This window comes from Zobellia nedashkovskayae (assembly GCF_015330125.1).
Classification (GTDB): domain Bacteria; phylum Bacteroidota; class Bacteroidia; order Flavobacteriales; family Flavobacteriaceae; genus Zobellia; species Zobellia nedashkovskayae.
This window is the reverse complement of the sequence record NZ_JADDXR010000002.1, coordinates 2,631,698-2,646,662: the sequence shown is the minus strand read 5'-3', so window position 1 is coordinate 2,646,662 and position 14,965 is coordinate 2,631,698. Positions and strand designations below refer to the sequence as shown.

Here is a 14,965-nt window from a genome sequence, read left to right as displayed (position 1 = left end):
TAGTGAATTTTATAAGATTCTACCTACTTTTAAAAAATTAATTTTTCTTGACCCTAACCGTAATTCGTCTATTGGTAATCACAGATTTAACTTTAATTGTAAGCAAAGCTGCATTTGAATTTTGGGCAGCACAAGTAGTCAACTTACTCGAAACTAAAACTCTATATTGAAAATTATTTTGAGTTAAGTCTACTGCAATAACATTTAAGGTAGCCGTTTGAGCACCTGAATAATCAGGTCCATTAGAGATATTATTAAAAGTAACTCCACCATCTGTACTTTCTTGCCATTGAAACATATCTGCATTAGTCGAATTCACCGTAAAAATGGCGTTGTCATTAACAAATACAGATTGATATATAGGCTGCGTGTCTATCGTAGATTCAGGAATTTCAGAAATGACATGTTCCCCTAAATCTATGGGACATTGGTTATTGCCCCATCGCGCCCATAAACGATACGAACCAGAGGCTAAATTTGAATACGTAACAGATCCGCTATTATCCGGTACTGAGGATTGATAAGAAGCTTGATTATCCAAACTAAACTCAATAGATGATCTATTTAAATTATCAGGAAACGTAAAGTTAATCTCTCCATTATCTAAATTACAAGTGGATGATGTAAGGTTAACGGTAGGATTTGGTGATGGGTAGACTTTTACCTGAACGTCATCAGACATGATACAACCATTAGGAAGTGTTACGGTAACCGTATATATTAAATTGGTTATAATTGTAATATCAGCCCCCGAATATGTAAAAGTAGGCTGTGCAGCTCCTATATTGTCTAAAAAGGCAGTTTCAGCGGCTGTTGCACCTGCCCACGAATAACTATAATTAGGATTTGAGGTTTGACCTATTTGAATAGAATCAGACACTTCGCAAACCGTTACATCAGATCCAGCTAAGCCAGAAAGGCTTGAAGGCGAAATCATTTCTGTTTCTGAAGTTACACAAGCACATGAGTTATTTGATGATTCAATTACAAGCAATATATTACAAACCCTGTCTGGGGATGTAATAAAGTCAATAGTCCCATTAACCGAACTTGTTGCTGGAATCTGAACTGTCATCGTTTTAGTGCCTATTAAAATATCTCCAGCAGAGAAGGCCCCATTAGTATCCGCATCATAATACGCTGAAACAATAGTACCAGTTGGCATAACAGTACTAGATGTGTTTTCAATTGAAAAATTGGCACTAACATTCTGATCATTACCACTTACCATTGCGGCTGTAGACGTAGAACTTATTAGTAAGGTAGATTTTTCGACAGAAATTGTTTCATCAGTCTGCGCCGTAACACTTTGAACTACCGGACAACTTGGTCCACCTGATCCTGAACAGTCAATACTTTGTTCTATTCTAGTAGCTACGTTTAAATCATAATTTTGACAACTCACATCTTCAGGTGAAACAACTTCAATTTCAAAATCGAAGGCAATAAGAGAAGTGACCCCTACTCCATCGGGAATTTGCCATTTTAATATGCGGGTGCCCGCTACTGGATCGGTTGATACTGTTGGTCCTGCAGAAGGACCATTCGTACCTGCTACATACGAACCTGCTACATAATTAAATGCATCGTCAATTGTAGCCACAACAAATTCAATATCGCCATCACTTTCAATACCCTGGTTGGTAATTTCTACCGAAATACCTTCAGTTTCATTACATGCTTGAATAGCATTATCATCAGAAGTGACCGAAATATCGTAATCAATATTAGAAGGTACTTGTGTAACATTTACAGGATTGGTTTTAATTTCACTCTGACCATCATTAGGGTCAATGGCTTGTTGACAACCAGACTCCGCATTTATTTGCGTAATTATCTTACTACCGGATACATAATCGCAGGTAAATGACAATTCAAAATTCACCTTAAATTCATTAGGCTCCGGAACAGATACACCTGGTAATCCGTTGGCACCACTTATTGGGCTTCCAACAATTGCAGAAATATCTATTGAATATGTATTTGTACCCGCATTAAAAAGAATCAGACCTGAACCTATTGCATAATCTACTGCATCATAAGTCAAAACCCCTGAAGTATTATCGAGTACCATACCAACAGGCAATTTAATATCTGCAGCCAAGGCGTAAGCAAAGCCATTGGCGGCATTGTTCACGTCTATTGAATACGGTACAACATCGCAGAAATCATAAGTAGCTGGAGGTACACCAAGAGCTGTAGTTACATTAATAGAGGGGTCTTGGGTACTTAATGAAAGTTGAATCACTTCCTCGCTACAATTGTAATTACTACCAGAATTGCCTAAAGGATAACCCGTATCAGGATCGGTAGGGTACTGACTACAATTTTGTCCAACCCGGATATCAAAACTATCCGTACCACAAACGGTAAAATCGTTAGATCTAATTTCTAATTGTTTACCTGAGCTAGATATGTCTCCAACTTGTGCCCAATATTTTCCAGTACCATATCCAATAAGGGGTATTTCTGTTGTGCTATCCCAAAGTGTTGGAACAATATTGTTATTTGTAATTTCTATAGCAATCCACGTATTCTGCAAAAAAGCCCCACCGGAGGTTGTATTATTTATATCAACCACCCATTCTGCGTTCTGCGTGTTTGTAGAAATTGTAGGTGTAGGTGAACTAACCGTATAACTTAGAGGTAAATATTGTGTATTTCTTACGTTGGTTGATCTTCCCATATTGATAGACCTTCCCGGTAAACTTACATTTCTGAAAATTTCAAACTCGGTACTTGGTAAAACAATAATACCCAATCTTTCATCGGAAAAAGACCAATCTTCAATAGTGCAATTTGCAACAACATTAAAATTAACGTCTTTAATTGCGTAGCTAACGGAAGCTTTTTCTTTTGACCAAGAGCCGTCATTCGTCCAGCTGTACCTATGAAAGCCTGGCTCTGCATTATAGGTAATAACAGGATCTGCTATATCATGTAGAAACTCTCCATAACCTCTATAACTGGAGGTTCCAGATACATAATCAACTCCAACTGGAACTAGAATATCTACTACTTTAGGTATGGCAAAATTTCGAAATTCATTAGGGAAAAGGTCACCTAATACAGAATAGGTTGCATGATGAAACCGTATTCCCATTCCAAACTCATTACAACCGTCAATGGTTAAACTTTGTTGTACTACTTGTGTAGTTGGTACATCTTTATAAGCTAAGACCCCAAACTCTTCGGTAAGAAAATTACAAGTATGTTCAGTCGGATTAGCAGCAGAAGTTACAGGAGAAGAAGCCAAAATTCCCGTCATAGGCATATACCTAGTATAGGAGATAGAACTATTTTCAGAAACTTTTAAATCTACATCTATAATATATCTATCACCAAGTCCCGGTGTTATTGTAGAAAAATCTCCACCCAATATATCTACCGAATGATTGCTTTTTCCTGCATTATTCTGAACATAAGAATACTGATCTAGATTATTTGATATTGTTGATGTGCCTCCACCACTAGGAAGGTATTCAATTTGTATTGTCTTTATACCACCATCCGATTGTGTACCAAACCAGTTATTCGTATCATATTCCAGCAGTGCTTTAGCAGAAGAAAGGTTTGTTTCATTTACATCAATCTCAACATGCCATCTAACCATATCACCCTCAAGTACATGATCTAAGCGAAGACCTGATGTATTTGCCGGAATTGGCGTAGTTTCAGTCATATCAGTATACCCTAAAGTAGTACGATCTAGAGAAAAATTAGAAACACAAACCGCTGGTCCACTACTTGGACAGGTGACTGTAAAGGTAGGACCATCTTCACAAATGTGAACAGGTTCATATGTGGAATCACCTTTTAAATGATATTCGTAAGATATACCTCCAGCAAAACTACCTGAACAAGCTGGATCGACCATTAATGGAATTTTTGGATTTCTACTAATTAAATATCCATACGTAGGTGCAGAAATAGAAGAGTATATTGCAACTCCTGTTCCTGAATTAAAACTAATTAAATCAAAAGGTTCCGATTCCCATAATCCGTTCCCATTGGGTATGATACCTGGAGGTAAAGTATAGTGTACTTCCCAGTGCATTCCCGGAATACTTGTAGTTGTTGGCGTTTGGCTACTTGAAGTACTTATAAAAAAATCGAAAGTATCTCCTGGACCAAAATTAGCACTTCCACTAGATGAATTTATATTTGTTGCAATTGACTGCGTGTTGTAAAAACTCCAAGGACGCCACGTATTCAATCCATTATTAGGCACATTCAAGCTTGTTGAATTACCACATTGATCTTTATATTCGTAGGCCCAACGTACCATTGAATAACCTGCATTCATGCGATCACAAGCTGTATCATTATTGGAATCTAATAGATAGTTATATGCTAGTTCTGCTTCTAAGACCAATGAGTTTCCGACTGGTAAATCATCAAAAAAGCCATCTCCATCTAAATCTTCCAAACCTACTCCAGCCCCATCAGGATCTGTTGTCAATTGAAAATCGGCAAAACTTCCTTCTGTTCCTTGGTTGGCAAAAGATGTCCCATCTACATTAAAATTTGACCAAGTATAAATGTTATAATCAACGGGAATATAGGTCGCACCTCCATTACTAAAACCTAAATCAAGCGTAAGATTATAAATGTCTCCAGCACCTGTGCCATCATTTCGTAATAAGAATTCAGCGGTATCGGTAGTAGTTAGTCCTGGCCAAGCTCTTTTAACGACTCTAGTATACAAATCAGGTGCTCCTGAAGCTAAAGCAATACCGGACGTAGAAGTATTACCGGATTCACATGCGTTGGCACCTGTAATACAACCACCATAAGCTGCTTGATAAGTAATGGTTTCTCCCGCTCCAGATGGGCAATTGAGAAGTTCAGCGGTTACAGTCACTGAAATATTTTCACTTTGTTCGAAGCGCGAATCGTTATCACCAATTGTAGAAATTTCAACAGCACTTAATTCAAGTGTATCTGTAACAATACCACCAACTACAGCACCTAAAGAAAAAATTCCTGTACCATTATAAGTTAGAGAAATATTATCAGAATGTTGAATATAAGCTACCACATTATTACTGTAGGCATTATTATTTACTGGATCATTACCAATTGTAAATGTAAAATCTTGAGTTTCTTTTACACGTAAAGATGCGGACAAGGGTATAATAGCATTATCTACTTCCAAAGAAGAATACAAAACTGATGGATAATCAACCGTTGTAGAAATAGAAGGATTACTAATGAGCGTGTGTTCAATTTCAGGGTCTACCATTGTTGAGCAACCTGTTTGAACCGTATAGGATATATCTATAAAACTTATCGTTCCGATAAGAGGCGCAGCAATAGTAAATATTGGGTTTTTAGGATTAGTGGCGTCTACTGACACCCCTGCAACAGGAGATACCAACGCCACAAACTCTGATTGGGCAGGCAATTGAACACTTACTTGTTCATCCGATCCAGTGGTACCATAGAGCCTAAATTGAAATGTAGACGAATCACCACACGCAATGACCTCAGTTGGAAGATCAGTTGACGGGTTAACCACAATATTTTGCGCTTTTAGACCTGCTGTGCTCAAAAGAAGCATTGCTACTAAAATGTAAAAGAATTTTATCGGGCTATACAACATCCTATGTACCTACAAATAACTCATCATATTAGTCAACAGAATTGATTGACACAGTTATTAGGTAAATATATCTGTACTTAATTTGCTATGAGAAAAATTGTTGTGTAGACCTAAAATGTAGGTGTAACTGGCGTTTTATCCAATGTAAGCAGATTTACAAAAACGCCTAAACACCTGAAAACATTACACCCTATCGATTAAATACCAATCTACACAATGATGTTTTAACAAAAAAAGGCAGCTATTAAAATAGCTGCCTTTCCTAATTTATGTAAAATAAACTTTATTCTAAAATAATGAATTCTGATCGTCTGTTCAACTCATGGTCTTTATCAGAACATTTTACGCCATTGGAACATTTGTTAATTAGTTTTGTCTCTCCAAAACCTTCTCCATCCAAACGTTCTTTAGCTATTCCCTTTTTCACCATATAATTTACAGTAGATTCAGCTCTTTTTTGTGAAAGCCAAAGGTTATAGGAATCCTTACCTCTACTATCCGTATGTGAATTTACCTTGATTCTTAAACTTGGATATTTTTCCATGGCTGCGATTACTTTCTCAACCTCTATTTCAGAATCTTTACGAATGTCATATTTATTAAAGTTGAAGTAGATAGTACTTAACTGTAATAATTTGGCTAAATCATCTCCAAACCCAGCTGTTATAGAGCTTCTCTCTAAATAAAAATCTATTTCTTTAGGTTCTCCATCAGATTTCCCTAAGTATTCTTCAGAAGGCACATAACCCTCTGTCATAGCTCTTACGAAGTTGCCTTGTGTACAATCTATTAATAAATCATATTTACCTTCAGCATCAGTAATAGCAGACATGATTTCCTCATTATTCTCGTCTATAACTTTAACGGATGCACCAATAAGTGGTTCGTTAGAAATCTTGTCTCTTACCACACCAGAAATAGCTTGCTCACAATCAATAAGCAAAGGCTTCGTTTCTAAAACAGCGTAAATATCATCAGCGCCTCGTCCTTCTGCTCGGTTAGAGGCAAAATATCCTTTTCTTGTGTCTTCATTAAAAATGAATGTAAAATCATCCATTCGTCCGTTTACCGGTTCTCCAACGTTCATTACATTCCCGTCCAATCTATCATTGGCTATTTTAGAGGCAAAAATATCTAAGCCCCCAAGCCCCGGGTGTCCATCAGAAGAAAAATATAAAACATCTTCACTAGTTACAAAAGGAAAGGTTTCTCTAGCCTCCGTATTAATCACTGGACCTAGATTTTCAGGTGTTCCATAAGTTCCGTCTTCATTTATGGTCACTTTAAAAATATCAGATTCACCTAAAGTGCCTGGCATATCTGAAGCAAAGTACAATGCCTTTCCGTCTGAACTTAATGTTGGATGTGCTACTGAGTAATCATTACTATTAAAAGGTAGCTCTTCAATCTCAGACCATACGCCTTCCACCATTTTAGCCTTGAATATCTTAAGACGTATTACTCCCGTTTCGTCTTTTACATACTTACCTTCCTTAAAGTTATTTCGAGTAAAATATAGTATGCTGCCATCTTTACTTACTGTAGAAGTTGATTCATGTAATCTTGTATTAACGTGATCACCGAATTTAATAACTGTCCCTTGTGAAACACTATCTGCATTTACCTTATATAAGTCTAGAAAATCTTTAGAATTCCATGTGTGACGGTAGCGCGCAAAATTTCCGGTATCCCTATCCGAAGAAAAAATAAGGCCTTCTTTATAAAAAGAAGGTGCAAACTCTGAATATGGAGAGTTGTACTGAAAAGGTGATACATTGTATCTTCCTGAATTTCTTTTGATATCATTTAAATAGTCTTCCTCATCTTTATAAGCAGTTGCTCTAGCATCATCAGAAGTAGCCTCCAAGAATTTGGCCATAACAGCTTTGGAACCCTCGTAATCTTCTAAGGTTTTTAAGGTTTGTGCGTATCTAAAATAATACTCTGGACCAATTTCATCCGGATACTCATCTACTAATCTTTTATACGTATTGGATGCATCTTCATAATCTGCATTATAATAATAAGAGTTGCCTAATTTCTTGAGTAAGTCTGCAGAAGCATACCCGCGATCCAACACCTTTTTATAAATGTCGATAGCAGGGCTGAAAGAATATTCGTCATATTTTTCATTGGCCTTGGTGATTAACTTTTCTTGGGCAAAAACACTTACGCCCATCAAAAAGACCAAAACAAATAGAATGTGTATTTTTTTTATCATAAGGCAAGGTTTAGAAGAAACGAGGAGAAACCAGTTTTTCAAATGATTTTACCAGTTCCCATCTTAGAAAAATTTCAAAAGATCCGCTATTGAACTGAGTACTACCAAAATCGGTTGTTTCTTTATCATAAGCCAATCCTAACATAATTTGATCAGACACTTGAAAACCAGCTAATGCACTTACGGCAGCATCCCATCTGTAAGCCGCACCAAAAGAAAACTTGTCTGCAAAAAGAAAGTTAGCAGATACATCTACCTGAAGTGGCGCGCCACCAACAACTTTTGTTAAAAGCGCTGGTTTGAACTTAAAATTATCATTCAAATCAAATACGTAACCCGTAATTAAATAGAAGTTAACACGGTCTTTAGCCAAAAAATCAATATCATTCGCGTCGGAGTTAGAGGTATCAAAATGTTCTATCTCCAATAAATTAGGTGCAGAAAGACCTGCATAGAACTTATCTGTATGATAGTACATACCCAAACCTACGTTTGGTGAGAATCTATTTTCAATATTATCCGTTCCTACAGCCTCCTCAAATCCGGGCCTTTGTCTTAATTGGTCAAAATCCAAATTAAGGATATTACCTCCCAATTTCAATCCAAAAGATAGTTTAGCTTTGAGAGAAACGTCTATTGAATATGAAATTAACCCATCAATATAAGTCTCTTGAACCGTACCCTCCCCTATCTTATCATTAACTATGGACAATCCGTACCCCACATTACTATTTCTTATGGGAGAATGTAGGTTTAAAGTAAATGTTTCCGGTGAACCGTCTAAACCTACCCATTGTGACCTGTAGAGTCCTGCTATACTAAGCTGCCCTCTAGAGCCCGCATATGCCGGATTAACGCTCATAGTATTGAACATATATTGAGTGTATTGAGCATCTTGCTGGGCCGAAGCCGTTTGACAATAGATCAACACCAAGAACAGGGCCGCTAGTAGTTTGTTTTTTATAATCATGCCTACTTTATAGATTACTTGCTAATGTAAATATAACCACTATCAGTTATATTCTCGTCGTTTACAGTGGTGTACTCAAAGATATAATAATACACGCCGGCAGGTAAATAGTCTTGCCCAGCTATAGTAGATCTTCCTTTTGACCTACCATCAAAAACATTGTTCTGATTATTATAATCTTCACCGTCATACACAGCTATACCCCATCTGTTGAATATCTGAAGTTTATTGTTCAATGCCTTGTCTACATTTTCAATCCACAAGAATTCATTTTTCCCGTCACCATTAGGTGTCACCATTTGCATTACTACAATCTCTGTTTCCTCTTCAGGGTCAAGGTATGAAGGAATACCGTCATTATCACGGTCATCATCTGTTGGATCACCGTTACCATTACCATCTTCATCAATAGTATCGATTCCATCGCCATCATCATCTATATCACGATAGTTAACATCTTCCGTACCATCTGTATCAGGTAAATCCGTTGCAGGGTCGTTAATTTCATCATGAACATTAAAACCATCACTTACATTAGAACCTTCATACCCATCAAGAAGACCGTCATTATCAGTATCTTCTACCGTAGGCAACTGGTCTGGCTCACCATCAAAGTTGAAGTCATTTCCTTCATTATTATCAGGTACTAGGTCATTATCACTATCTGAATCCAAATAATCCGGCTCATCTGTTCCATCTGTATTTACAGGTGTAAAACCATCAGGATAAGCAGAGTTAACACCATTATTTTCGATAGTTGTTGCTTCATCATCTTGATTTGGAAGAATAAAACCATCAGTCGTTTGAGCTTCCACATTATCTGGAATACCATCGTTATCCGCATCAATATCTAAATGATTAGGGAAACCATCGCCATCTGTATCTAATGGGTCTGTTAACGGGTTATTATCTCCATCCGTGTTAGGATCTTCAACCGTATCCAATATACCATCATTATCATCATCTAAATCTACCATATCCGGTACACCGTCACCATCGGTATCAGTTGTAGGAATGTTATCCGTAGGATCTAAATAGTTAGGAATACCATTTCCATTACTATCGTCATTGGTAGGGTCACCATCTTGATCTATATCTTCATCTGGAGTATCAATTCCATCACCGTCATCATCCAAATCACGATAGTTTACATCTTCTGTACCATCTGTATCCGGTAAATCGTTTGCAGGATCGTCTATTTCATCGTTTACATCAAAACCATCATTGACATCGCTTCCTTCATAACCATCGTCCAATCCATCACCATCTGTATCTACACCAGTGTAGGTTTGGTCAGGAGCACCATCGAAGTCAAAATCATTACCTTCATTATTATCAGGCACCGTATCATTATCACTATCTAGGTCTATATAATCTGATGTACCGTCTTCATCTGTATCAACTGGGGTTAAACCATCAGGATATGCAGAATTCAAACCGTCATTAGCTATACTTGTTTCTTCATCATCTTGATTAGGTGCTATATAGCCATCTGTAGTCTGAGCCTCTACGTTATCTGGAATACCGTCATCATCAGAATCAATATCCAAGTGATTAGGAATACCATCCTCATCTGTATCCAAAGGATTAGTCAAAGGATTATCATCACCATCCGTATTAGGATCTTCTACAGCATCTAAAATACCATCGTTATCATCATCTAAGTCAGTTACATCAGGTACTCCGTCTCCGTCAGTATCTTTTGTAGTGTCTTCATCAAAATCAAGATAATCTGGTGTACCATCTTCATCCGTATCATCATTGGTTGGGTCACCATCTTCATCTACATCTTCATTTGGCGTATCAATACCATCACCGTCATCATCCAAATCACGATAGTTCACATCTTCTGTACCATCTGTATCCGGTAAATCATTTGCAGGGTCGTCTATTTCATCGTTAACATCATAACCATCGTTGATATCACTTCCTTCATAACCATCGTCCAAACCATCACCATCGGCATCCGTACCTAAGTAAGTCTGATCAGGAGAACCGTCAAAATTGAAATCGTTACCTTCATTATTATCAGGCACATCATCATTATCACTATCCGCATCCAAATAATCTTCTACATCACGATCATCTGTATTGACAGGTGTTAATCCATTAGGATAAGCTGAGTTTAAACCGTCATTAGCTATACTAGTTGCTTCATCGTCATCATTTGGAGCAATATAACCATCTGTTGTCTGAGCCTCTACATTGTCAGGAATACCATCATCATCAGAATCAATATCTAAATGATTTGGAACACCATCTTCATCTAAATCGTAAGGATCTGTAAGTGGATCGTTATCTCCATCAATATTAGGGTCTTCTACTGTATCTAAAATACCATCGTTATCATCATCTAAATCCGTTGCATCTGGCACGCCGTCACCATCTGTATCTGGTGTAACATCTAGGGTTGGGTCTAAGTAGTCTGGAGTTCCATCTCCATCTGTATCATCATTAGTTGGGTCACCATTTTCATCTACATCTTCATTTGGTGTATCAATACCATCACCGTCATCGTCTAAATCACGATAGTTTACGTCTTCCGTACCATCTGTATCCGGTAAATCGTTTGCCGGATCATCAATTTCATCGTTTACATCAAAACCATCATTAACATCACTTCCCTCATAACCATCATCCAGTCCATCACCATCAGTATCTATACCAGTATAGGTCTGATCAGGATTACCGTCAGAATTAAAATCATTGCCTTCATTATTATCAGGAACTGTATCATTATCACTATCAAAATCTATGTAATCTGGTGTACCATCTTCATCTGTATCAACTGGTATTAAACCATTAGGATATGCAGAATTTAACCCATCATTAGCAATACTTGTAGCTTCATCGTCTTCATTTGGAGCAATATAACCATCAGTAGTCTGAGCCTCAACATTGTCAGGAATACCATCATCATCAGAATCAATATCTAAATGATTAGGTATACCATCCTCATCTGTATCCAAAGGATTGGTCATAGGGTCATTATCACCATCTGTATTTGGATCTTCAACAGCATCTAATATACCATCGTTATCATCATCTAAATCTGTAGTATCCGGCACCCCGTCTCCGTCAGTATCCTTATCAGGACATTGAATAGGAATAATGCTTAGATGTATTCCGTTAATTGCAGCATCAGAAGTAGTGTAAAATTGAACTTCATTAACTAAATCTTGAGACTCCCAAGTAAAGCGACTATCTGAATTTATATCGCTATCAGTAGTATTTTCAACATAATAGTCATTTCCATCATTACCTGAAATAACACCATTAGGCAAAGTATTTGGTCGAATATACGTTACATCATCAAGGGCGATAATACCATCTCTATGATTGGCATCTACTCTAACAGAATGTTCTGCAAGAATTCTAACCGGAACTGTACCTGAAAAAGAAAAAGTAGTCGGAACAGTGTTATTTACCTCAAAAGATCCTCCAGAACTTTTAGTATTTGCTCCATTAACAGATACTATAACACTACCAACAGGAAGGCCCCATTTTGAACTTAAATCAACATTTTCAGCAGATAAGCTACCGTCCTGAACACCATCAGCAAATCCAAAATCTCGCCCTGAGATTTCTTTTTTTCCCAATTCCATGCAACCTTCTGTATCAGAATCTGCAACAAGTATAGTGTTAGTTTTATGAGCCTCATTTCTATTAGAGTTCTCAACATCGCCAATAGTAACGAAAGAAGAACTCAGGCCAAAAACGGCAAGAGCTAAGGTATACGTAACGGTCTTAAAAGCACCGTTTTTAAAATTCAATAGAGTAAAGTTTTCCATACATGTTTAGTTTTTATTAAACTAATCACCATGGCCTGTAGGTTTGATACGTATAAAGTAAGAAGTTGGGGGCTTCAATTTGGATGCAAGATATATTTAATATTTCGTTAACCAAATTCTTTTGATTCTAGAAATTATGATTTACCCTTTAAAAACCTAAATATTCGGTAAAGGACTTAAATTAAACCTGTTTAACGAATAACCACATCGACGAAAACAACAAAAAACCATACCCTTATCTCACTAAATCGAATTTTCAGGTAGTTCATCGATATACTGCAATCCGACACTAAAGCATAAATTAAGTTAATCTTCTATCACTTTTAGTACTTTGTTATTAACCTATCTTCTGTTCTAAATAAACTATAATTTAATGTATTTTTGCACAAATTTTCTTCATGAGTTTTAAAGATGAGATTCAACGGCGTAGAACTTTCGGAATTATATCCCACCCAGATGCAGGTAAGACCACATTAACAGAAAAACTTCTGTTATTTGGTGGGGCAATTCAGGAAGCAGGTGCCGTAAAAAACAATAAAATAAAAAAAACCGCTACCAGTGACTTTATGGAAATAGAGCGCCAACGTGGTATTTCTGTTGCTACATCTGTACTTGCTTTTATATATAAGAATAAGAAAATAAATATTCTTGATACGCCAGGGCACAAAGATTTTGCCGAAGATACATTTAGAACACTTACCGCTGTAGATAGTGTAATCGTTGTTGTTGATGTTGCTAAAGGTGTTGAAGAGCAAACCGAAAAATTGGTGCAAGTGTGCCGAATGCGTAACATACCCATCATTGTTTTCATAAATAAATTAGATAGGGAAGGACGTGACGCTTTTGACCTTCTTGATGATTTGGAGCAAAAACTTGGACTATCAGTCACTCCTTTGAGTTTCCCTATTGGTATGGGATATGATTTTAAAGGAATCTATAATATTTACGAAAAGAACATCAATCTGTTTAGCGGCGATAGCAAGAAAAATATTGAAGAAACCATTGCTTTTGATTCTATTGAGAGCCCAGAACTTGAGAAAATTATTGGCAACAAAGCTGCAGAAGAACTACGTGAAAATATAGAATTAGTAAAGGGTGTGTATCCTGACTTTGACAAGGATAAATATTTACAAGGTACACAACAGCCTGTATTCTTTGGTTCAGCTTTAAATAATTTTGGAGTTCGAGAACTATTGGACTGCTTCATTGAAATTGCTCCTCCACCACGCCCTAAAAAGGCCGAGGAAAGGGTAGTTAATGCGAATGAAAAGGAAATGTCCGGCTTTGTATTCAAAATACATGCGAATATGGACCCGAAGCATCGTGACCGACTAGCTTTTATAAAAATTGTATCAGGTACTTTTGAACGGAACAAACCATATCTACATGTTAGAAATGGTAAAAAACTGAAATTTTCGAGTCCAAACGCGTTTTTTGCCGAGAAAAAAGAAATTGTAGATATATCGTACCCTGGAGATATTGTAGGGCTTCATGATACTGGTAATTTTAAAATTGGTGACACACTTACTGAAGGAGAAGAACTCCATTACAAAGGCATACCTAGTTTCTCTCCGGAGCACTTTAGGTACATTAACAATGCCGATCCAATGAAATCTAAGCAACTTTACAAAGGTATTGACCAGCTGATGGATGAGGGTGTAGCACAGTTATTTACTCTTGAATTAAACGGAAGAAAAGTAATAGGTACCGTAGGAGCTCTCCAGTTTGAGGTTATTCAGTACCGTCTTGAGCATGAATATGGTGCCAAATGTACGTATGAGAACTTCCCCGTGTTTAAAGCATGTTGGGTAGAACCATCAGACCCTAAAAATGACGAGTTCAAGGAATTCAAAAGAGTGAAACAGAAATTTTTAGCTAAAGACAAGAGAAACCAATTAGTTTTTCTAGCAGATTCTCAATTCTCATTGCAGATGACTCAACAAAAATACCCTAGCGTAAAACTACATTTTGTTTCTGAGTTCGATTAAAAACAGAATATATATAAAATAAAAAAATCCCCTTTGTTTCTACAAAGGGGATTTTTTTTATCAGGAGCTTAAGCCTCTCCAATAGGCCCAAAATTCATAGGTATAGGAGGTTGCTCGTAGTCCTTAATAGTACCATGTGCCGCCTCAAAACGCTTTACATTATCATTCAAAGCCTTTAAAAACTTTTTGGCATGTTGTGGTGTAAGAACTATTCTACTCTTCACCTTAGCTTTTGGAGCACCTGGCATCATACTAATAAAATCGACTACAAATTCTGATACAGAATGGTTGATAATCGCCAAATTAGAATAAATACCTTCCGCCGTTTTCTCATCAAGCTCAATATTAATCTGGTTTTGCTTTTGTTCTTTTTCGCTCATATTTTAAAAA

General features: G+C 36.9%; 6 protein-coding genes. 1 reads left to right on the top strand and 5 read right to left on the bottom strand.

The window, feature by feature from the left end; translation table 11 throughout:
- Window positions 1–37 precede the first annotated feature (37 nt).
- The 4 genes from IWB64_RS11090 to IWB64_RS11075 all read right to left on the bottom strand — a co-directional run bounded on the left by IWB64_RS11090 (window position 38) and on the right by IWB64_RS11075 (window position 12,587).
- A complete protein-coding gene (locus tag IWB64_RS11090; RefSeq protein ID WP_194534053.1) occupies window positions 38–5,563 on the bottom strand; it encodes a hypothetical protein in 5,526 nt (1,841 codons plus the stop codon).
- 325 nt (window positions 5,564–5,888) lie between these two features.
- Window positions 5,889–7,826, bottom strand: a complete 1,938-nt coding sequence (locus tag IWB64_RS11085; RefSeq protein ID WP_194534052.1) for an OmpA family protein — start codon at window positions 7,824–7,826, stop codon at window positions 5,889–5,891.
- A gap of 10 nt (window positions 7,827–7,836) precedes the next feature.
- A complete protein-coding gene (locus tag IWB64_RS11080; protein ID WP_194534051.1) occupies window positions 7,837–8,796 on the bottom strand; it encodes a PorP/SprF family type IX secretion system membrane protein in 960 nt (319 codons plus the stop codon).
- Between the two features lie 14 nt (window positions 8,797–8,810).
- Complete coding sequence (locus tag IWB64_RS11075; RefSeq protein ID WP_226975860.1) at window positions 8,811–12,587, bottom strand: T9SS type B sorting domain-containing protein; 3,777 nt, start codon at window positions 12,585–12,587, stop codon at window positions 8,811–8,813.
- Window positions 12,588–12,985: 398 nt separating this feature from the next.
- Between IWB64_RS11075 and IWB64_RS11070 the strand changes: the two genes are divergently transcribed.
- Entirely contained in the window at window positions 12,986–14,575 is a 1,590-nt protein-coding gene (locus tag IWB64_RS11070) for a peptide chain release factor 3 (protein WP_194534050.1), read from the top strand.
- 68 nt (window positions 14,576–14,643) lie between these two features.
- Here the strand turns inward: IWB64_RS11070 and IWB64_RS11065 are convergent, their stop codons facing one another.
- The gene (locus IWB64_RS11065; protein ID WP_194534049.1) at window positions 14,644–14,955 is read right to left on the bottom strand and encodes a DUF3467 domain-containing protein; all 312 of its coding nucleotides are present in this window, start codon (window positions 14,953–14,955) and stop codon (window positions 14,644–14,646) included.
- Between the last annotated feature and the right edge of the window lie 10 nt (window positions 14,956–14,965).